Source organism: Pedobacter cryoconitis (assembly GCF_014200595.1).
GTDB lineage: Bacteria > Bacteroidota > Bacteroidia > Sphingobacteriales > Sphingobacteriaceae > Pedobacter > Pedobacter cryoconitis_C.
The window spans coordinates 376,462-398,152 of record NZ_JACHCG010000004.1 but is presented as its reverse complement, the minus strand read 5'-3'; the positions used below and the strand labels follow the sequence as shown (position 1 = coordinate 398,152).

The 21,691-nt window shown below is 39.6% G+C and carries 19 protein-coding genes; 10 read left to right on the top strand and 9 right to left on the bottom strand.

The window, feature by feature from the left end; genetic code table 11:
• Window positions 1–30: 30 nt before the first annotated feature.
• Window positions 31–621 (bottom strand): hypothetical protein, encoded by a 591-nt coding sequence (locus tag HDE70_RS21530; RefSeq protein WP_183865992.1) that lies wholly within the window; start codon window positions 619–621, stop codon window positions 31–33.
• 110 nt (window positions 622–731) lie between these two features.
• On the opposite strand from HDE70_RS21530, the gene HDE70_RS21525 reads away from it, so the two are divergent.
• Both HDE70_RS21525 and HDE70_RS21520 read left to right on the top strand, forming a co-directional pair.
• Entirely contained in the window at window positions 732–1,331 is a 600-nt protein-coding gene (locus tag HDE70_RS21525) for a hypothetical protein (protein ID WP_183891785.1), read from the top strand.
• Entirely contained in the window at window positions 1,328–1,912 is a 585-nt protein-coding gene (locus HDE70_RS21520; RefSeq protein ID WP_183891784.1) for a non-canonical purine NTP diphosphatase, read from the top strand. The genes HDE70_RS21525 and HDE70_RS21520 overlap by 4 nt, the downstream gene beginning before the upstream one ends.
• On the opposite strand, the gene HDE70_RS21515 is transcribed toward HDE70_RS21520, so the two are convergent.
• Window positions 1,881–4,451, bottom strand: a complete 2,571-nt coding sequence (locus tag HDE70_RS21515; protein ID WP_260161763.1) for an OstA-like protein — start codon at window positions 4,449–4,451, stop codon at window positions 1,881–1,883. The two genes, HDE70_RS21520 and HDE70_RS21515, sit on opposite strands and share 32 nt — an antisense overlap.
• Window positions 4,452–4,638: 187 nt before the next feature.
• Here HDE70_RS21515 and tilS point away from each other — a divergent pair, with 187 nt between their 5' ends.
• The 3 genes from tilS (at window position 4,639) to bshA (ending at window position 7,734) form a co-directional block, all read left to right on the top strand.
• Window positions 4,639–5,973 carry a tRNA lysidine(34) synthetase TilS gene (gene tilS, locus HDE70_RS21510; RefSeq protein ID WP_183891783.1) on the top strand — a complete coding sequence of 445 codons (1,335 nt, stop codon included), beginning with the start codon at window positions 4,639–4,641 and terminating at the stop codon, window positions 5,971–5,973.
• Complete coding sequence (locus HDE70_RS21505; protein WP_183865988.1) at window positions 5,974–6,456, top strand: hypothetical protein; 483 nt, start codon at window positions 5,974–5,976, stop codon at window positions 6,454–6,456. It begins immediately after the preceding gene.
• Window positions 6,457–6,588: 132 nt separating this feature from the next.
• Window positions 6,589–7,734: an N-acetyl-alpha-D-glucosaminyl L-malate synthase BshA gene (gene bshA, locus HDE70_RS21500; protein WP_183865987.1), complete on the top strand. Its 1,146-nt coding sequence runs from the start codon at window positions 6,589–6,591 to the stop codon at window positions 7,732–7,734.
• Between the two features lie 73 nt (window positions 7,735–7,807).
• Here the strand turns inward: bshA and HDE70_RS21495 are convergent, their stop codons facing one another.
• Together HDE70_RS21495 and HDE70_RS21490 are read right to left on the bottom strand one after the other, a co-directional pair.
• The gene (locus HDE70_RS21495; protein ID WP_183891782.1) at window positions 7,808–8,947 is read right to left on the bottom strand and encodes a lactonase family protein; all 1,140 of its coding nucleotides are present in this window, start codon (window positions 8,945–8,947) and stop codon (window positions 7,808–7,810) included.
• 14 nt (window positions 8,948–8,961) lie between these two features.
• A complete protein-coding gene (locus tag HDE70_RS21490; protein ID WP_183891781.1) occupies window positions 8,962–10,464 on the bottom strand; it encodes a pseudouridine synthase in 1,503 nt (500 codons plus the stop codon).
• Window positions 10,465–10,758: 294 nt separating this feature from the next.
• On the opposite strand from HDE70_RS21490, the gene HDE70_RS21485 reads away from it, so the two are divergent.
• The 4 genes from HDE70_RS21485 to HDE70_RS21470 all read left to right on the top strand — a co-directional run bounded on the left by HDE70_RS21485 (window position 10,759) and on the right by HDE70_RS21470 (window position 17,693).
• Window positions 10,759–11,481: a lytic transglycosylase domain-containing protein gene (locus HDE70_RS21485; RefSeq protein ID WP_260161760.1), complete on the top strand. Its 723-nt coding sequence runs from the start codon at window positions 10,759–10,761 to the stop codon at window positions 11,479–11,481.
• A 183-nt stretch (window positions 11,482–11,664) separates the two neighbouring features.
• Window positions 11,665–13,116: a Gfo/Idh/MocA family oxidoreductase gene (locus HDE70_RS21480; protein WP_183891780.1), complete on the top strand. Its 1,452-nt coding sequence runs from the start codon at window positions 11,665–11,667 to the stop codon at window positions 13,114–13,116.
• 229 nt (window positions 13,117–13,345) lie between these two features.
• Window positions 13,346–16,189, top strand: coding sequence for an excinuclease ABC subunit UvrA (gene uvrA / locus HDE70_RS21475; protein WP_183891779.1), 2,844 nt, complete (start codon window positions 13,346–13,348; stop codon window positions 16,187–16,189).
• A gap of 13 nt (window positions 16,190–16,202) precedes the next feature.
• On the top strand, window positions 16,203–17,693 hold the full coding sequence (locus tag HDE70_RS21470; protein ID WP_260161757.1) for an NAD(P)H-hydrate dehydratase: 1,491 nt from the start codon (window positions 16,203–16,205) through the stop codon (window positions 17,691–17,693).
• On the opposite strand, the gene HDE70_RS21465 is transcribed toward HDE70_RS21470, so the two are convergent.
• The 3 genes from HDE70_RS21465 to lipA form a co-directional block, all read right to left on the bottom strand.
• Entirely contained in the window at window positions 17,686–18,552 is an 867-nt protein-coding gene (locus HDE70_RS21465; RefSeq protein ID WP_183891778.1) for an anti-sigma factor domain-containing protein, read from the bottom strand. The two genes, HDE70_RS21470 and HDE70_RS21465, sit on opposite strands and share 8 nt — an antisense overlap.
• Before the next feature lies 1 nt (window position 18,553).
• Complete coding sequence (locus tag HDE70_RS21460; protein ID WP_183865980.1) at window positions 18,554–19,105, bottom strand: RNA polymerase sigma factor; 552 nt, start codon at window positions 19,103–19,105, stop codon at window positions 18,554–18,556.
• A gap of 67 nt (window positions 19,106–19,172) precedes the next feature.
• On the bottom strand, window positions 19,173–20,051 hold the full coding sequence (gene lipA / locus HDE70_RS21455) for a lipoyl synthase (protein WP_068403659.1): 879 nt from the start codon (window positions 20,049–20,051) through the stop codon (window positions 19,173–19,175).
• Window positions 20,052–20,250: 199 nt separating this feature from the next.
• Here lipA and HDE70_RS21450 point away from each other — a divergent pair, with 199 nt between their 5' ends.
• Window positions 20,251–20,655, top strand: a complete 405-nt coding sequence (locus HDE70_RS21450; RefSeq protein WP_068403657.1) for an OsmC family protein — start codon at window positions 20,251–20,253, stop codon at window positions 20,653–20,655.
• Here HDE70_RS21450 and ytxJ read toward each other — a convergent pair.
• Together ytxJ and ribH are read right to left on the bottom strand one after the other, a co-directional pair.
• Window positions 20,645–20,977, bottom strand: coding sequence for a bacillithiol system redox-active protein YtxJ (gene ytxJ, locus HDE70_RS21445; RefSeq protein WP_183865979.1), 333 nt, complete (start codon window positions 20,975–20,977; stop codon window positions 20,645–20,647). The genes HDE70_RS21450 and ytxJ overlap by 11 nt on opposite strands.
• Before the next feature lie 211 nt (window positions 20,978–21,188).
• Window positions 21,189–21,680 (bottom strand): 6,7-dimethyl-8-ribityllumazine synthase, encoded by a 492-nt coding sequence (ribH, locus tag HDE70_RS21440; RefSeq protein ID WP_183865978.1) that lies wholly within the window; start codon window positions 21,678–21,680, stop codon window positions 21,189–21,191.
• Between the last annotated feature and the right edge of the window lie 11 nt (window positions 21,681–21,691).

The window sequence follows — 21,691 nt, the reverse complement described above, 5'->3', positions numbered from 1 at the left end:
AATTTACTATTATTCAATGATTTGTCTGTGCTATTCTGTGATCAGTTTACTTAAGGTACGCTGATCAATGGTTATTTTATATTTGTTGCGCAGCGCAGTAATCCATTTACATTCTAATTGCTTCTGATAGTCCTCTGCTACCTCACTTTTACTGTCTTCATAAGACATAGAAGGATAGGACTCAGCATGCGCATTGTAATATTCATGGATCTGCTTGTCATTATTCTCCACTCCATCCCAGATTTTCTTCTCGGAAATATTGAAAAGTAAAAGTGCTTCTTTAAATTCATTGATAACCAGGGAAAAGTCGGCTCCTTTTGCTTCTGGTGGTGCTGAAGCTAGTAAAGCCTTCTCGTAATTTTTGGTCTCAGCTATAAAAGTACTGTCTTTATCTAATCCGGCTTCCAGGGCATCCTGAACTTTCAGCTTAAAATCAATGTATATGTTTAAAAACGAAATTAAATCCGTTAATGTTGGCTTGGTATTCCCCGGACGATGTTTCTGATATACCCATACAAATTCTTTCTGGCTTACAGGGCTGCCGTTGATTACAGCTACGCTTTGTGCGACAGTACTGAAATAGAAAAAACAGAGAACAAGAATAAAACAGATTTTTCTCACAAAAGGTCTAAATGGTATTTTTAAGGTATAAAAGTAATAAATTAAGGCACTATAATAAGATATTTAACTAATTTTAACACAAAAAATATTTCCCAAAAAAGGTACAATTCATGGGTGAACAGTTAACTACCAGCGCAGAAGCACTCCGTTTATTTTTTACGGAAGACATTTACCTGGTCAATGGTGAGGATAAAATACTTTCTGCGGTACAACCTGAGCTTAAATCTGCTCCTGTTATTGAAGTTGTAATTCCGGTTGTGGAACAGGAAATCCCTGTAAGGAGTACTGTAGTGGCCGAAGTTAAAACTCCGGCAGCAGAAGCCGTCGTATTCAAATATCTGGGTAAGAACCAGAAAAATATCTTAATCCTGGTGAATGATGCCGGAAACGATGTGAGTACGGACAAAGGAAAAGAGTTGTTACGAAATATCGTAAAAGCACTTCTGCTGACTGCGAATGATTTTGCTTTACTAAACTATGCGGCTTATGCGGGCACTGGTTTTGAAGAGTTCAAAAGCTTCTTTAATAGTAAACTGGTCTTTGCTTTTGGAGTTACTCCTTCACATCTTGGTTTGGGGGAACAGCCTGTAAACGAAATTATCATGCATGGTGCTGCACAACTTATTTTTTCCGGAAATCTGGATCAGCTTGCTGATGATCAAATGGGGAAGAAAAATTTGTGGGGAAGCCTTAAGAAACTGTCGATATGATCAGACAATTAGTCTTTGCGACCAATAATCTAAATAAAACAAAAGAAGTCCGCTCTTTATTAGCGGACCAGTATGAAGTCCTGAACCTGCAAGATATTGGTTGTACAACCGATATTCCGGAAACAGCGGATACTTTTGCTGGCAATGCCGGTTTAAAAAGCCGCTTTGTCGTTGAAAATTATCAGCTGGATTGTTTTGCTGATGATAGCGGTCTGGAAGTAGAAGCGCTAAATAACGAACCAGGAATCTACTCTGCCCGGTATGCTGGCGAAAGAGGTGATGCTGCAAATCTGGATTTGGTTTTACAGAAAATGGAAGGACAGCAGAACCGTAATGCACGGTTTATCACGGTAATCTCTTTGATTCAAAATGGTAAAGAGTTTCTCTTCGAAGGAACAATTCAGGGGACACTAAGGGAAAGCCGCACGGGTGAAAATGGCTTCGGTTATGACCCGATTTTTCAGCCGGATGGATATCAGATAACTTTTGCTGAAATGGACATGGCAGAGAAAAATAAAATCAGTCACCGGGCAATTGCCATGCGCAAGCTTATTGCTTTTTTAAAAGAACAGGCTGTTTAGACAGAGTGTCTGCTTTTTTTAGTAATGATGGTACTATTTTTTGAATTGTATCTGCAATTTTTGGTGGTACCTTCTGTATAACTTCTAACGGATTAATCTTGTTTTTTAAGGAATCAGCCGCATTTTTCAGAATTTTAGGGTCAGTGTCTTTCGCTGCTTTCCTGATGATAGCACCAGCTCCACCAGGTAACTGATCCGTAAGCGCGTCAATAGCTGCATCCTTCAAGTCTTTTGTCGCTGGTTTCCCTGGTGTTTTTACACCTGGTTTAGCGCCTGCTTTGACTACTGGTTTAGTTGCTGCTTTTGGTTTAGCTACTATTTTTGGGTTGGTAATGTCTCTTTTTGAACGCGGCCTTAACTCGGGTTTCCAGATGAAGCCTGTTAAAATTACGTCCTGTTTAATATCAGCAACGGGTGTAGTGGCACCTTCGACATCTTTAATCGGGACTACATCTGAGATTTCATTTTTCCTGAAATTAACTTTAATCCGGCTGCTGATCGTCTGGTTCATTTTATCGTATTTCTTGCCATCATCAGTCTTTGTGAAATAAACGCTTTCTGCGTTACCATCCACATACATGCTGTTTAGTGCTCCGTCTTTAAAGAACCCAGTAATCATTTTACCTTTAATCTGATTGAATTTTGCAGAATCTACCGGGTCAACGTTTACTGCAAATGCATTGCTGATTATCTGAACAGAGTTTATCTTTTTATTTCTCAATTGCAGATAGATGGTGTCTCCGGTCTGCTGAGAGTTTTGCGACCAGATAATCGGATTTTTGTACCAGCGTAAAGTTGAATCCGCACTGGTATAAAACAGAGAGTCTGCTTTAGCCTGCATATTGGATTTGAAGACATTTACATGGTGATAGGCTTTGATACTTCGTGTAAGGACAGTATCTGCCGGGTTAAATGGCAGACTATCTTTAGTCGTTTTTTTAATCACTGGCTTTACTCCGGTTTTGAGTTTCGCGGTATCGGTCTTAATTTTTACGCCGTCTGATTTGAGTTTAGCAGTGTCAGTTTTGACTTTTGTAATGCCTGTTTTAATCTTTGAGGTATCAGTTGTTAATGCCGGGTCAGTTATTTTAACAGCGGGGGCAGGCTTTGGAGGAGATACCTTTTTCACAGTCGGATCAGCTTTTAAGCCTGATTTTAAACTATCTGCTTTTAACGTTTCCTTACTTAAAACCGGAATGCCATTTTTAATTACCGCATCAATTTTTGCAATAGCCGCCTTTTTCTGCAAGGTATCCAATGCCTTCAATTCTGCTGCTTTTCTGAATATAGAATCAATTTTTTGAATGGGGACTTTAGCCTTCAGCATACTATCCCTTTTTACACTATCCTTTGCAGTCAGAACAAGTTTTATAGGTGGTGCTTTAGGGTTTTTACCATTTCCAGCAACAGAAACACCAGGTTTTTTAGGGTCTGCGGGTTTAGCTTTTTTACTGCCTACTTTACTTCCTTCTCTGCTTTCTTCCCCTAATTCATTATCTTTTTTGATGACAGGGCCCTTGATCAGCTTTAAGGTTTTCTGCAAAACCATTTGTGTTTCCAGGGTATCAGCTCCCAGCCATAAGCTATCCGGACGCTTTACCTCTTTGACCAGAATAGAGTCACTCGTTCCCATACCTGCATAGGCATTTTTAGTAACTAAAGTCCGCTGATCTTTTTTATAATAATACCCCAGCTGACCGTGCATCAGCATTTTATCAATAGTATCTTTAAATACAATATTTCTTACTGCTTTACCATAACCAGCACGTCCATCATAATATAAACTATCTCCTTTGAGTGATTTACTGCCCGAAGTATACAGGTTGTTTTTTCCAAAATACGCATAAGTAGTTTTTGTATTGTAAGCGCCGTTTTCTGTATAAAGATTACCGCCGTCTTTCTCCCTGATATTGGTCGGGCCATAAAAATAAGCCCAGTTGGTTAGGGTGTTATACCTCAGTGTATCTGATTTGATCGTACTTTGTTCGGTCACAACCAATACATTGTAACGGAAATAAGCGTCCCTGCTATTGGCAAAATAGTAACCGTTTTTACTGGTAATGGTCGCATCTTTGTTTACAATTTTACCACCGCTCACATAGGTGCCCACTTTAGGTGCCATGGCGTAATCCAGTACATTGGTCGTTAAGACAGAAGTTCTGTCGAGCAAACGAACGTTGCTTGTTAAGTGAGCAAGTTTTGCATTTCCATCGTAAGTCAGGAAATCAGAATAAATATTGATCGTATCTGCCTGATTGATGTGTACGTTGTTAAATGCCTCGAAGTAATTCTTGGACGTATAAAAAACCGCACTATCGCAGGTAAGAATTGCATTGTCCTGTTTAAAGACTGGTTTTCTTAAATAGGTAATATCTGTTTTTGTAATAATCTTACTTCTTTCTGAACTTTGAAGGATGATTTTCGTTCTCTGTTGTGCGGTCTGCATCGCATTTTGCTGTGCCGAAAGTGACAATGGGAAAAAGAAAAACAGCAGGATCCCTGCAATCCTGAGGGTCAGATTACTATATATGGAGTTCATGATTGTATCATAAACGTTAAAAAGCGTATTTATTTTACTTGAAATGTGAATTTTTCGCACCTTACAAAGTTAGTTTTTTGATGGCCATTATCGTTGCCTGTTTAAAATTTATCTGATATTTAGTTTGTCTGCTGAATTTAAAGACCTCTTCCTGCTTCTTTTGGTAGCAAATCGTTATTTTTGACAGATGTTACTCTTGCACAATTTCCTGGATTATATCCGCCAGAATTCTTTATTCAATCCAGACCAGCGAATTCTTTTAGCGGTTAGCGGAGGAAAAGATTCTGTGCTCATGGCCCACCTTTTTAAGCAAGGTGGATTTAAGTTTGGAATTGCACATTGTAATTTTGGGCTGAGAGCAGAAGAGTCACAAAGAGATGAGCGTTTTGTCAGTGCACTCGCTTCCCAGCTTGAAGTACCTTTATATGTGACGCATTTTACCACTAAAGCGTATGCTGCTGAACATAAAATATCAACCCAGATGGCCGCGAGAGATTTAAGGTACCGCTGGTTTGAAGAATTAAGAACTCAGGAGAATTATAGCTATATCGCTGTTGCACATCATCAGGACGATGCGATAGAAACGGTATTGCTGAATTTAGTGAGAGGGACTGGTATTGCTGGTTTACATGGTATTTTACCTAAAAGGGATTTCCTGATCAGACCGCTGTTATTCTTATCCCGTGCCGGTATTGATGAGGCCATTCAGCGCAAAGGTTATGATTTTGTAGAAGATAGTTCCAATTCGGGTACTGCTTATGCCAGAAATAAACTAAGATTAGGGGTTGTACCACTGCTTAAGGAGATCAATCCTAATCTGGAACAGACTTTTGAACATAATATTCTTCGCTTCGCAGAGACGGAAATGGTTTTGCAGCAAACAGTTGCTCAGCTTAGAGTTACACTCTTTGAAGAAAAAAAAGAAGGTATTTACCTTTCGCTAGAGAAAATCAGAGCACTGAATCCTAAAAGACTTCTTTTGTTTGAGCTGTTAAAGGTTTATGGCTTTACTGAAACAGTGGTGGAAGACTTGCTTGGCTCTTTAAACAAACAAAGCGGAACTTCATTTTACAGCGCAAGTCATCGGCTCACCCTGAACCGGGAAAACCTGATGCTGACGGCGATTATAACAGAAGAGGTTTATACGAATAAAATGATACATCCTTCGGATACAGCAGTGGCTTTCGGCAACCAGGTTATTGAAATTTCCTATGCTGAGCTGATATCTTTTGACAATAATCCACAGAAAGCATTTATAGATGCAGACCGGCTGATTTTTCCGATCGTAGTCAGAGCATGGCAGGAAGGAGACCGTTTTATGCCGATCGGGATGAGAAATTATAAAAAGCTGAGCGATTTCTTTATTGATCAGAAGATACCTCTGCCCCAAAAAGATAGTATTCCAATCCTCATTAATGGGAATGGCGATGTGGTCTGGGTGGCAGGTCTGCGTCAGGACAATAGATATAAAGTAACAGCTACAACAAAAAAAGTCGCTATATTCGAACAGAAATTAAATTAAATGGGCAATAAGTACGCTTTTCTGGAGAAACAATATATAGGTCGTGATTACATCAGGATATGTATCCGTTTGTTAATGGCCGCTTTCTGTTTTGGTGCATATGTATATGAAAGAGATCGCGACAATACACAAGACTTATTTCTTGTAGTAGGTTTTGGGATCATAGGTATCTCTATAGTTTTATTATTTCTGATTCAGTATAAGACTATCATCCACAATAAGAGTATGATTATTGATGGTTTGTGGACTGCAAAAAAGGTGAAGATCGATTTAAATAGTATTACTGATGTAAGAAAAGATACTTACAGCAGCTATCTTTTTAATAACCCGGTATATAATCTGCACCGTAAGGGAAGTATCCGCTTTTACTCCTCGGGGAAAGATGCAGTGGTACTGACAGACCGTGATGGTCTGCAATATTTTATCGGCACCCAAAGACCAAATGAGATGCTTTTGGTGATTCAGGCCGAAATGAAGAAATAATCCCGTTGCACGGAACACGTTATTCTGTCACAAATCAAATAATTGCAATTGTTTAACACAAAGATCAGTTTTAGTGCTGTAATTTGCGGGTGAAACAGTTTAATTAAAACTGTTATAGATAATCTATAATTGATGAAGATAGGTATTGTTTGTTACCCTACATTTGGCGGTAGTGGTGTTGTCGCTACAGAATTGGGAAAGGCATTGGCCGATGAAGGACATCAGGTCCATTTCATCACCTATAGCCAGCCTGCAAGGTTAGACTTTTTCTCTGCTAACCTTTATTATCATGAAGTATCAGTCCGGGATTATCCATTGTTTGACTACGCGCCTTATGAGTCTGCACTGGCCAGTAAACTGGTAGACGTGGTAAGATTTGAGAAGCTGGATATTTTGCATGTACATTATGCAATTCCACATGCTTCTGCTGCCTTTATGGCGAAACAGATCCTGGAAACCTACGGTATTTATATTCCGTTTGTAACTACGCTCCACGGAACTGATATTACGTTAGTTGGAAAAGATCCGACTTATAAACCAGTAGTTACCTTCTCGATCAATAAATCTGATGGAGTTACTACGGTTTCAAATGACCTGAAAGAAGATACGAATAACCATTTTGATATCACCAATGAGATCAGAGTGATTCCTAACTTTATAGATTTCAGCAGATTCAGCCTGAAACCAAAAGATCATTTCAAAAAGGCTATTGCGCCTAACAATGAAAGAATCCTGATCCATACTTCGAATTTCCGAAAAGTGAAAAGAACGGCAGATGTAATCAGGATGTTCAGATTGATCCTGAATAAAATCCCTTCTAAGTTACTGATGGTAGGGGATGGGCCTGACCGTGCGAATAATGAACAGTTATGCCGCGATCTTGGTATTTGTGATCATGTACGGTTTTTAGGAAAACAGGATGCTGTAGAGGAAATCCTTTCGGTAGCCGACTTATTTCTGATGCCTTCTGAGACAGAAAGTTTTGGATTGGCTGCATTAGAGGCTATGGCTTGCAAGGTGCCTATTATTACTTCTAATGCTGGTGGTTTGCCGGAACTGAATGTAGATGGTTTCTGTGGTTATATGAGCAATGTGGGTGATGTGGATGATATGGCGAAAAAAGCCATTATGATCCTGGAGAATGATGAAGTGCTGAACACATTTAAAGAAAATGCGTTTAAAAGAGCACAGGATTTTGATCTGAAAAAAATATTACCATTGTATGTAGATTATTACAATGACATTATCGCTAAAAATCTTGCTTTACAGCCTGCTTAATAGCTGTGTTTAATTCTTATTCCAAAAAAAAGAGGCTTCATTTTGAAGCCTCTTTTTTTATATAAATTTTTGATTACATCTTACTGTCCAGTGCTGCTTTTTTCTTAGCTACGAACTCAAAACAAACAGGGGCACCGATATCAATTCTTTTTCCACTGTCTTTTAATGCGCCAGTAACTTTATCACGTTTAAAAATTACAACGTTATTGGTATACTGATGTCCAACTAATAACCAGTTACCGCTCGGGTCAATCACAAAAGCTCTCGGACCGTTGCCTAGAGTGCTTACCTGACCTTTATTGGTTAGCTGACCGTTACTTTCAACAGCGAAAGTAGTAATTGTATTGGCAGTACCTCTGTTACTTGCATATAAGAACTTTCCATCAGCTGTAAGCTGGATGTCAGAGCCTCCATTTTCGCCTTTAAAATCTTTAGCTACAATAGATACTTCCTGGATCTTTTTGAATACGCCGTCAGCATAGCTGAAAACGGTTACCTGGGCTATCATTTCCTGAATCAGGTAGGCAAACCTGCCATTACTGCTAAAGGTGATATGCCTTGGTCCGCTGCCAGGTTTGATACTGATACTGTCTTTTAAAACAAGAACATTATGTTCTGAATCTTTATCGTAAGCGTAAGTATAAACTTTATCTTTTCCTAAGTCGTTTGCGATCACATAACGGTGGTCAGGAGTAAAGCGTACCATGTGAACATGGGCGCTGCTTTGTCTGTCTTTGTTGATGCTTGATCCTATATGTTTAACAACCTGCTTAGCCGGGGTCAGTGCACCGTTTGCTTCTCTGCCAAAAACACCAATTGTGCCTCCGCTATAATTAGCAATCAATACATTTTTGTCATCTGCGATCAGATAACAAGGATCTGCCCCTTTTGAAGGTTGTTTATTGAGAAAACCTAACTTTCCTGCAACTGCATCAAAGCTAAATGCGCTCACCATACTTTTATCACCATCCTCATTCACCGCATAAACGAATTTACTATCCGGTGTAACGGTAAGGAAACTTGGATTAATCACGTTCTTCTCTACATACTTAAATTTAGCTGTAGCATCAGGTGTGTTAAAATCGTAAACATAAATTCCTTCACTTTTACCCGGAGCTGTATAAGTTCCGATGACTAAATGATAATCTGCCTGTTGTGCTTTAGCAGAGAAAAAAGAAACGGTAGCGGTTAACAGACAAAATAGTTTTCTCATAAATCAGGTTATAATTACTGGATCAGATGTTTGATCTGAATCAGTTCATGTTCTTCTAAAAAGCGCCATCTTCCACGTGGAAGATCTTTTTTGGTCAGGTTACCATAAACCACACGGTCTAATTTAACAACCTCATAACCCAGGTGTTCAAATATTCTGCGGACAATCCTGTTTTTACCACTGTGGATCTGGATGCCTACTTCACGTTTAGAACCTCCGGCTACGTAAGATACAGAATCTGGTTTAATAATACCATCTTCTAATTCTAAACCGAACTGAATTTTGTTCAGGTCACCCTGACTTAAACTTTTGCTTAATTCAACATGGTAGATTTTAGTAATCCCATTTTTTGGATGCGATAGCTTATCAGCTAAATCACCATCATTTGTCATTAATAAAAGACCTGTTGTATTGCGGTCTAAACGACCAACCGGATAAATACGTTCTCTGCTTGCTTTTTCTACTAAGGACATTACTGTACGGCGTTCCTGAGGATCGTCAGTGGTAGTAATATAATCTTTAGGTTTATTTAAGATCACGTAAACTTTCTTTTCACGTTTCAGCAATTCGCCGTTGTAACGTACTTCGTCTTTACCCGGATCTACTTTATGTCCCAGTTCAGAAACCGGTACACCGTTTACAGAAACCACACCAGCAGCAATCAGTTCATCTGCCTTACGGCGTGAACAGATACCTGAATTGGCAATGTAACGGTTCAAACGGATTTTTCCGTCATCTACTGTATTGTGACTGCTTTCCTTTCTGCTACGCATAACAGGCGCTTTTTCAGCAAAAGGTCTTGGCGCACCAGAATATGGTTTTGCCGGAGCACCTTCTTCTCTTTTTCTGAATGGTCTGCTATCTGTACTTCTGGAAGTGCTTTTTTTATCTTCGAAAGTTCTGAATGGTCTTTCACCATCAGTACCGAAATTGTCTTTCTTTATATAACTACGGCCTTCATTTCTTGGCATCTCTTTAGAAGAACCTTCTTTAAATGCACGTGGTTTGAATGTTTTGCCGCCAGCACCACCTCTTGACGAGAAGCTTTTTGCATCGCCGTCTCTACCTGCTCTTGGTCTTTCACCATCTCTTGGTGGTCTTGAGGAGAAGCTTTTTGCCTCACCGTCTCTGCCTGCTCTTGGTCTTTCACCATCTCTTGGTGGTCTTGATGAGAAGCTCTTTGCATCGCCATCTCTGCCTGCTCTTGGTCTTTCACCGTCTCTTGGAGGTCTTGAGGAGAAGCTCTTTGCTTCACCGTCTCTGCCTGCTCCTGGTCTGAAACTACGCTCACCGTCTCTTGGAGGTCTTGCTTTAAAATCATCACCATCTTTACTGGCTCTTGGTCTGTAGTTGTCTTTACCAGCACCAAATTTACTCTTGTCGTTCCCCTCTTTATCCCCAAACTTGCTTTTACCTTTGTAAGCACTATCTGCTCCACTACGGCCTTTACCTGTTGTGCTTCGGTTTCCCGGTTTGGACTTGTCATCCCGACTGTTCCTGTTGTTGTTATTTGTCATGATACGCTGTTAACCACATAATTAATGCGGGGTGCAAATTTAATAAAAATCGGGCAATTAGTCATTTATATTTTCAGGATGTCTATTAAAAATAAAATCGCGGCCTATTGGTGTTTAAACCTTGATTTTATTGCTTATTTCTGTAAAATGTTGATTATTAGATAAATATAAGGTACATTTGCAGGCGTTTTATAATTGTTCACCAAAAAAAGGAGGAAAATGATAAAGAAACACATAATAACATGTTCAATAATTTTAGGATTATTGGTTATGGCAAAAGTGTTTGCTTACAACATGCCCCAAGCATTTAAAAGTTCGAAAAAGGGACTTAACAACACGACAAAAAGCATTACCACTACTACCACCATTACTACAGAAGAGCCTGTAAATCAATTGGCTCAGCTGAATTTCGCAGAAGAAACTTTACCTCTGGGTGACATCAGGGTGCAGAAAAAAATGAAGAAGACTCTTGCGGGGTATAATTACAGCAGCTTACAGACCAATCGTCTGCACAGAATGGCCGCTGAATGGTTTCCGATTATCGAGCCGATTCTTGCAGCTTATGGGATTCCAAATGATTTTAAATACATGCCTCTTGTAGAATCAGGTTTACAGGGTGGAATGTCTCCAAAAGGAGCCAATGGATTCTGGCAATTTATGCCGGGTACAGCACGTACTTACGGACTAAAAGTAAACTCGGAAGTTGATGAACGTAAAAACCTACGTAAATCCACTATAGCAGCCTGCAAATACATCAAAGAATTGTATGGTGTTTTTGATAGCTGGACATTAGTAGCTGCGGCCTATAATGTGGGTGATAACCACATGAGAAAGCAGATCGACAGACAAAATCAGGACAATTATTTTAAAATGAAACTGAATCGTGAAACAGGTGGGTATGTTTACAAACTTATTTCAATGAAAGAAATCATCAGGGACCCTTCCCGGTATGGTTACAGCAGTTCTAAGGGCGTATTGGCTATGCATAACAATAGCAACAATACAAACAGAGAATAAAATAAGACTGAAATGAATTAAGAGCCGGCAATAGCCGGCTTTTTTTATGCGCTCTTTTCAGGCTATTGCTGTCTTGAAAAATTATTCAGCTAGTTTACGATTCTTTTACTTTCTTTTAATTTGGATCTGCTTTTGATATAATTCTAAACATATATATTTAGTGAGTTTAAAAATATGCTCCTAATGAAATTTGTTACACGAATAATCCTGATTGGTATTGGTCCCCATTCCAAGCGCGTATATCTCCCTGCAATCACCCAGCTGAAACAAAAATTTAAAGTTGAAATTTCACTGGCAATTGATGTTAAATCTGAAGCTAAAAAGATTACTCATTACTTTGAAAAACATGACTATAAAATCGACACTTTATTTATTGATCCGTTTACAGGACAATTTCCGGAAGCCCTAAAAGCTGATTTGAATCACTTTGTTGAAGTGCATGGAATAAATGCAGTGATTATTGCAACTGAGCCATCAGTTCATCACGCGTATGCGGAGTGGGCACTGAGTTTAAAATTGCATATCCTGATGGATAAGCCTGTCAGCACGAGGGAAAATGCAGTTTCTGAGCTTGAACAGGCCAATGGGATTCTGACCGATTATCAGCAGTTGCTACAACTTTACAACGACTTTCAACAAGAAAAATCTACTGTTTTTTCTATCAATGTTCAGCGAAGATATCATCCGGGTTTTCAGTATGTGATGGAGAGAATTAAAGAGGTGAGTGCAGCCACCAATTGCCCGGTTACAGCAATTCATTCGAGCCATAGCGATGGACAATGGCGCTTACCCTCAGAAATGGTATTGCAGGACTATCATTCTTATAATAAAGGTCACGGAAAAATGTCGCATAGCGGATATCATATATTTGATATTGTCAGCCAGCTTTACGATGCTCCCGGAATAGCGGAGAAAACCCCGGATCAGATGGAAGTGATCAGTTCATTGATTTTGCCTGAAGGATTTATTAAACAACTTAATGAGCAGGATTATGAAGCTAATTTTAAGGCTGATTATGAACAGGCGAAAGTGTATGATGATGCAGAGTTGATGAAGATATTTGAAGATTACGGAGAGATTGATGCAACTGTGCTGGTACGGCAGTTAAAAGATGGGGTCAATATGGCGAACATTACAATCAATCTGTTACATAATAGTTTTAGCAGAAGGAGTTGGGTAATTCCGGATGCAGACCTCTATAAAGGAAATGGGCGTGTAAAACATGAATATCACAATATTCAGCAAGGCCCCTTTCAAAATATCCAGATCCACTCTTACCAGGCAAAGGATAAACATCACCATAACAACAAAAAAGATTATAAACCAGGAGGGAATAATCATTTTGATATCTATATTTTCCGGAATATAGGTATGTTGGGTGGGAAACATCCTTTGGAAATTGTTACGATGAAAGACCTGTCAGCGTTGCACAAATTTGATGATTCTAAATTGTTAACTGAACAAGCTAAAACAGCTGTAATTGCAGAATTTCTTGGTTTTATTCAAGGTGATCTGGATAAAAAAGATTTAAAATCAAATATTGACAGTCATTTGAACAGTGTGAAAATGATGTCAGCGGCTTACGTGTCACATATCCAGCAGAAAGTCAATGGAAATCCTGTGGTGAAAATTTAGCCCTGTTTTTTCTGAGTGAAAATTGTGCTTTTGTAATTCATATTTAAAGTAACATTAACGTCAAATAATTGTTTGCTATCTGAGATCCCTTTTAATTTGAAAAGAACAGGGATTTCAAGGTTTACAATAAATTAAACGCGATAGGCTATTAAAAGAAAAATGGGTACTTTTGTGGCTGCAAATTTGCTTTCTTTATTTCAAAGATTTCAATCGCACTTTTTAGATATATATGAGCAAAAATACCATCGATCTGGGTGAACAAAAAGATGTTGAAGTATACGGTGCAAGGGTTCACAACCTTAAAAACATAGATATTTCTTTTCCGCGTAATCAACTGGTTGTGATAACCGGTTTGAGTGGCAGTGGTAAATCATCGCTGGCATTTGATACGATTTATGCCGAAGGACAACGTCGCTACATGGAAACTTTCAGCGCTTATTCCCGTCAATTTATGGGTGGCATGGAAAGACCTGATGTAGATAAAGTATCAGGACTGAGTCCTGTAATTGCCATTGAACAGAAAACTACCAGCAAAAATCCAAGATCTACTGTAGGTACAATTACAGAAATCTATGATTTCATGCGTTTGCTGTATGCCCGTACTGCCGATGCCTTCTCTTATAATACCGGAGAGAAGATGGAGCGGATGAGTGAGGATCAGATTCTGAATAATATTTATAATAAATATGACGGCGTAGCTGTTAATATCCTGGCTCCTGTAGTTAAAGGCCGTAAAGGACATTATCGTGAACTGTTCGAACAAATCCGTAAACAAGGGTATGTTAAAGTGCGTATTGATGGAGAGATACAGGATATGGCTCCAAAAATGCAGGTTGACAGGTACAAAATCCATGATATAGAGATTGTCGTAGACAGGTTGCTGGTAGACAGAAAAGATCATAAACGATTAATTGATTCTGTTCAGACTGCGATGCGTGTGGGTAAAGGGATTATTAAAATCAGCGACAAAGAGAATAATGTCTCTCATTTCAGCAAGTTTTTAATGTGCCCGACTACAGGGATTTCTTACGATGAACCACAGCCGAACAGTTTTTCTTTCAACTCACCTTATGGGGCCTGTGAAAGATGTGATGGTTTAGGGTATATCTTCGTGGTAGACAGAGAATCTGTTATGCCTAATCCGAAATTAAGTATCATGAGTGGTGGATTAGCTCCGCTTGGTGAATACCGCGATATCTGGATGTTCCAGGTGATTAAAGCACTGGCCAAAAAATATAACTTTTCTCTTTCCACTCCAATTGAGAAATTAGGAGAAGAAAATATTAATATTCTACTTAATGGCAGCCCTGATTTATTATCAGTAGCTGTTGAATATAATAAGTGGAATGTACAAAACTATCAGATTACGTTTGATGGGATTATCAAATTACTTGAAGAACAGAACGAGAAGAAAGGAGAGGGAGCTGTAGATGATATGGAGACCTTCCGTAAACTTAAAACCTGTCCTTCTTGTAATGGCGCAAGACTGAAAAAAGAAAGCCTGCACTTTAAAGTAGATGGCAAGAATATCTTTGAACTGGCAGAAATGGACATTAACAGTCTTAAAGGCTGGTTTAATGAGCTGGAGAGCCGTTTAAATGAAAGACAAAATACAATTGCTAAAGAGATCCTGAAAGAAATCAGAACCAGGCTGGGCTTTTTGACCGACGTGGGCCTGAATTATCTTTCACTGGACAGAACAGCAAGAACCTTGTCAGGAGGTGAAGCACAAAGGATCCGTCTGGCTACACAAATTGGTTCACAACTGATGAACGTGATGTATATTCTGGATGAACCAAGTATCGGTCTTCACCAGCGTGACAATGAGCGGTTAATTGGCGCACTGAAAAACCTGCGTGATCTTGGGAACACTGTTCTGGTTGTAGAACATGATAAAGATATGATCCTGGAAGCCGATTACGTGATTGACGTTGGTCCGGCAGCAGGTTTGCGCGGAGGGCAGATTGTTGCACAGGGAACACCAAAAGAAATTCTGAAATCAGGAACACTGACTGCTGCCTACTTGAATGGAAAGAAGGAAATTACCGTTCCTGCTAAAAGAAGAAAAGGAAACGGGCATAAACTATCTATCATTAAAGCCAGCGGCCATAACCTGAAAGAAGTTTCTGTAGACTTTCCGTTAGGCAAGTTTATTGCAGTTACCGGGGTTTCCGGAAGCGGTAAATCGAGTCTGATTACGGAGACTTTATACCCGATATTAAACCACCATTTCTTCAGGGCGAAAAAACATCCTTTGCCTTATGAAAAAATCAACGGGATCAAGGAAATAGATAAAGTTATTGAAATTGATCAGGCGCCGATTGGCAGAACACCAAGATCAAATCCATCTACTTATACCGGGGTTTTCTCTGACATCAGAAATCTATATGTACAACTGCCGGAAGCTAAAATAAGAGGTTATAAACCTGGTCGTTTCTCTTTCAATGTAAAGGGCGGAAGGTGTGAGACTTGTCAGGGTGCAGGGATGAAGGTTATTGAAATGAATTTCCTGCCTGATGTCCATGTGCCTTGTGAAGAATGTGGCGGAAGAAGATATAACAGAGAAACACTGGAAGTACGTTACCGTGGTAAATCAATCAGTGATGTACTGGATATGAGTATTGAAGATGCTTGCGCATTTTTTGAGAATATGCCAGTGATTTACCGTAAAATAAAGACTTTAAAAGACGTCGGACTAGGGTATATTACGTTAGGACAATCTTCCACTACTTTATCTGGTGGAGAGGCGCAGCGCGTCAAACTGGCTACTGAATTATCTAAAAAGGATACTGGAAAAACTTTCTATATCCTGGATGAGCCAACAACGGGCCTTCATTTTGAAGATATCAATGTACTGCTGGGGGTACTAAACGAGCTTGTAGATAAAGGAAATACAGTATTAGTGATTGAGCATAACCTGGATGTAGTCAAAGTGGCCGACTGGGTAATTGATTTGGGAGAAGAAGGCGGAGCTGGTGGTGGAAGAATTATTTTTGAAGGTACACCCGAAGGCCTGATTCAAAATCCGATCAGTCTGACAGGAAAGTTCCTGAAGAAAGAAATGAAACATTAACCTATAAATAGATATGCAGAAGCTAATTAATCAGGAGCAGATGCGTTCGGCAGACGCATTCACAATTAAGAACCTCGATATCTCTTCCATAGAATTGATGGAAGCTGCCTCTATGGCATTTGTAGCGGAGTTTGTACAAGAGATTAAGACTGTAGAAACTCCCATTAATATTTTATGTGGTAAAGGTAATAATGGTGCCGATGGATTAGCTATTGCCAGAATACTTCAGGATAAAGGATATAGTGCAGTTGCTGTTTACCTGGTTGATTTTTCTGATAAACAGACCACAGAATATCAAACGAACCTGAACCGGTTAAAAGATCTTTGGTTTCCTTTAACCACAGTTAAAACTGTTGCAGAACTCAAAAATATAAAAGGTGGGGTCATTATTGATGCTGTACTGGGATCGGGCTTAAATAAGCCATTAAGCGGCGCTTATGCAGAACTTGCAACATTCATTAATGGATTAAACTACCAGGTGATTGCAGTCGATATCCCTACGGGGTTTCCTGCTGAGGGTGCATTTGCCAAAACTGATATATTTATCAAAGCAGATCTGGTTATCTGTTTTCAGCGGCCAAAAATCAATTTCTTCTTTCCCGAATCGGTAGCGGCATTAAACCGTTTCCGTGTAGTGTCAATTGGCCTGGATGAAGAGTTTATTGAAAAGCAAGTTTCTCCTTATCAGCTTTTGGAGCAGCGTGATATCAAGGAACTGATTCAACCCCGGAAATCTTTTACCCATAAAGGAACTTATGGGCATGCCTTGCTTATTGCTGGTCAAAAGGAAACCATGGGTGCAGCAATTCTTGCAGCTAAAGGATGTTTATATGGTGGAGCAGGCTTAACAACACTTTCCATTCCTGAAAGCGGTCTGATAGCTCTGAATACAGCGCTTCCTGAAGTGATGTATCTGGACCGGAAGGAACTGGCAGCATCTGCATTGGAGAAATTCAAAATCATCGCTGTAGGGCCGGGTTTAGGTACAGACGCCACCATTATTGATTTATTGAAAAACCTGTTGAAGCTAAAAGTTCCATTGGTTATAGATGCTGATGCCTTACATCTTTTGGGGAATGACGAAAGTTTAATGAAGCAATTGACCGAAGGTTCAATCCTGACACCTCATATGAAGGAATTTGATCATCTTTTCGGGGCTCATGAATCCTGGTGGGCACGTTTAGAAACTGCGAGAGAAAAAGCGGTGGAGTTAAAATGCGTGATCGTCCTTAAAAATCAATATACTTTTATCATCGATCAGCAGGGAAAAGTCATGATTAATTCAACTGGCAATCCTGCAATGGCACAAGGAGGGATGGGAGATGTATTAACAGGCTTAATTGCCTCGCTGGCTGCACAAGGTTATGAAGCTCGTCAAACCGCTTATGCAGCATGTTATATACATGGAATGTCTGGAGATCAACTTGCTGCTGACCAGGTTTCTGTAAAAGCCTCAGCAATTGCTGAGCATCTTCCTGCGGTAGTAAAAGGATTAACTAGATAGATACACCACCCATTGCAATCATCTTTTCCATAGTCGGACTTGGACTGCCACCACGTTTTTCAAGCGTAACAGCGAAAGCCTGTGCATGACCAACTTCTTTCATGGTCAGCAATAGTTTTCCAGGACCAGATTTGGCATCAAATACACCCAGATCTACCGGTTTTCCATCTACAATAGCCCATAATTGATACTGATGTGCAGCATCATTTTGAGGAAGTGCCATTTTGGTGTTGTCCACCATTACATGCTGTCCTTTTTTGTGCCAGTAAACCATCATGTTCGCTTGCGGGGAAATTTTTGTTCCGGCAAGTTTTACGGATGTCCAGCTTGGGTCAGCAGAAATAGCAGCAATTTCCTGTAAATCTTTGTTCTCATCTTTCATGAAACTTACAGTACTGGCAAACTTCTCCTTATCAATGTTCATCGCAATGATCTGCTGATTAGCAACGTTTAACTTATCATGTGTTGCATAAAGCGCAGCAACACTCACTACTAACAGCCCAATGCAGGCTACTAATGAATATCTTAAAGTTCTGATCGTCGATGCCGCATGGTCTGCCGGTAAAGGCACAATTTTAGCTTCGTGAGCTGGTGTTGAAGTTGTTTTCCCTGAAACGGGTACCTCATTAACCGGTATGCCTATTTTTTCGAAAATCTGTTTATCCAATCCGCTGGTGGGTTCAATAGCATGTTTGATTGCATATTGTTCCATAGCAATTTCAATAGCGGTAATCTCCTCTTTTATCGCAGGATACTTTGCCGCCATTCCCTCTACTTCACGCTGTTCCTGAGCATTGAGATGCCCGAGAACGTAAAGTTCAAGTATGCCTGTTTCGATATATGCTTTTGCCTCTTCCACTTTAATTAAAATGCTTTCTTAATTCCATAATAGCCATCCTGATCCGGGTCTTAACCGTACCTAATGGTAAATTCAGTTCTTCTGCTGCCTCTACATGGGTATAACCTTTAAAATAAACCATGTCTAATACACTATTAAATTCTGGTTTAAGTGCAGTAACCATGTCTTTGATTCCCAGTGTGTCCGCGTTGAAAGTTACCTTTCTTTGCAGGTCAATGAAATCTACGTTATTTTCAAGGTCTTGGTTTTTACTGGCATTTTTAAAGTCCTTGGATCTTATTTTATCTATTGCCAGATTACGGGCAATATTAATCATCCAGGTAAATAAGCGGCCTTTGCTACTGTCGTAGCTCTCTGCCGAATGCCAGATCTTAATGAAAGTGTCTTGTAATAAATCTTCAGCTATTTCCGAATGTTGTACAATTCTGAAAATTACCCCCAGCAATGCCGCTGAATACATATCGTATAAAGCCTGAATAGCGATAGTCTCCTGACCTTTCAGTGCACGCACCAGGTCTTCTTCTGTAAGGGATATTTTTTTATTCGGTGCCAAGGTTTGCTAATATACAGAATGTTTAACAAGTTCAAAGGTCTTTTTGTTTGAACTTGTTAGCTACGAATTAAAAATCAAAAAGGTGTTTTTCTGCATGGTAAGAGGAACGTACCAACGGACCGCTTTCTACATACCTTAAACCTTTTTGCATTCCAATTTCTTTGTATTTAGCAAATTGATCAGGATGAATCCAGTCCACAACCGGATGGTGGTTACGTGTAGGTTGTAAATACTGGCCCAAGGTCAGAATATGTACCCCATTAGCCACTAAATCATCCATTGCTTCCAGTACATCATCTTCCGTTTCTCCTAAGCCAAGCATGATTCCTGTTTTAGTTCTCAAACCGAATTCTGAGATCCTTTTCAGACACTCCAGACTTCTGTCATATTTAGCCTGAACACGTACTTGTTTAGTTAAACGGCGTACTGTTTCGATGTTATGAGACATCACTTCAGGACGTTCTTCCAGTACACGGTAAAGGTTGTCCCAAATACCTCTGAAATCAGGGATAAGCGTTTCTAAAGTTGTCGAAGGACTTTCTCTGCGGATAGCCTGTAAGGTTTCTGCCCAGATAATAGATCCGCCATCTTTTAAATCATCGCGGTCTACTGAAGTAATCACACAATGTTTAACCTGCATTAATTTTACTGAATTTGCCACCCGGTTAGGCTCATCGGTATCCACGGCTTTTGGTCTGCCTGTTGCCACTGCACAAAAAGAGCAGGAGCGGGTACAGATGTTACCGAGAATCATGAACGTTGCCGTACCAGCGCCCCAGCATTCGCCCATATTCGGACAATTGCCACTTTCGCAAATGGTATGTAATTTATGGGTATCTACAAGACTGCGCACCTGCGCATACTCTTTACCTACAGGAAGCTTAACTCTAAGCCAATCTGGTTTACGTTGTACTGGGTTTGCTGAAACAACCGGAAGTTCGATCATGCAGCAAAGTTAAGCAATAGGTTTGAATTGTTATAAACATGAAATGTATGTAAGGTGTAATGTTATGCTTAAAAACGATTAAATTATGACAAACCAGAGGAAATACACGTGGAAAGATTATTGATTTGATAAATAATTTATGTTAATCTTGTAAAGCGGGCTTAATCAGAATTTAAGCTGACCTAAAAAACAACCTGATATGGCAACTTCAAAAATAACTTATAACGGAGGATTGAGAACTACCTCTGTTCACTTACGTTCGGGCAATGAAATCATTACCGATGCACCTGTAGACAATAAAGGTAAAGGGGAAGCATTTTCACCAACAGATTTGCTGGCTACTTCACTAGGAAACTGCATGATCACTATTGTAGGGATTGCAGCAGCAGAACATGGCTTTAATATTGATGGGGCCACTTGTGAAATCACGAAAATTATGGCAGAAGGCCCAAGAAGAGTAGCGGAAATTATAGCTGTTCTCCAGTTCCCTGCAAATAACTATTCTGATAAAGACAAAAAGATTATTGAAAGGTCTGCAAATACCTGTCCGGTATTTTACAGCCTTCATCCTGACTTAAAGAAAACTATTTCTTTTAATTATTAATCAGTTCGGCTACTTCATCGGCCGAGATGTCACTATGAGAGGCATCTAATACACAATCGCCGTCCTTGATCAATAAGATCTGAGGAGACTCATGGTGAACTTGAAATGTTTCAGCTATCTGTGCAGAAATTGCACGATGGCTGATCAGGTCAAGGAAATATAGATTTGTTCCTTCAGGGATAATTTCCCAATCCAGTTCAAAACGCTTTTTTGCCATCATACTCACTGAACAACGGGTGCTGTGTTTAAAGATTAAACTATAGCCTTCCTGCTTTTTTATGCCACTGATCTGATCTGGATCAGTTATGTTCTTCCACTCCATTTAATTTCTATTTTAAATTATGTCCGGCTTACTTTCTCCGGTTGCCTTTCGGATACGAACTGTATGCCGGGCAGATACGGTTAGAGCAAGACTCTAAAACTGTTATTGCAAAGAATACTCCCAGCAACACTATAGCTATCTTTTTCATGAGCGTAGATTTTGTTTTTCTTCTGCTAATCTACACTATTCCAGAAAAAAAAGCAATTCCTTATTAAGCTGTATGCAGTAAGTGTGCCATTTTTATTGCTGTAATAGCAGCCTCATCACCTTTGTTACCATGTTTGCCACCAGATCTGTCCACTGCCTGTTGTAAATCATTGGTTGTCAAGACACCGAAAATAACTGGTTTACTATATTTAATTCCTACTTGTGTTACCCCATTAGCTACTGCATCACAGATAAAATCAAAATGCCTGGTTTCCCCTTGTATGATACATCCAAGGCAGATCACTGCATCAAGATCGGTATGTTTTTTTAATAAAATTTCTGCTGCACCTGTCAACTCGAAACTTCCTGGAACAGCAAAAGAAGTGATGTTCTCTTCTTTAACGCCATGTTTTAAAAGTGTTTCTAAAGCACCTTTATAAAGACTGCCTGTTACATCTGCATTCCATTCAGCAACTGCAATAGCGATTTTATAAGCTGCGCCATCAGGAACAGTAGTATGAGAAAAGTCAGATAGGTTTTTTAATTGTGTTGCCATGTTGCAAAGAT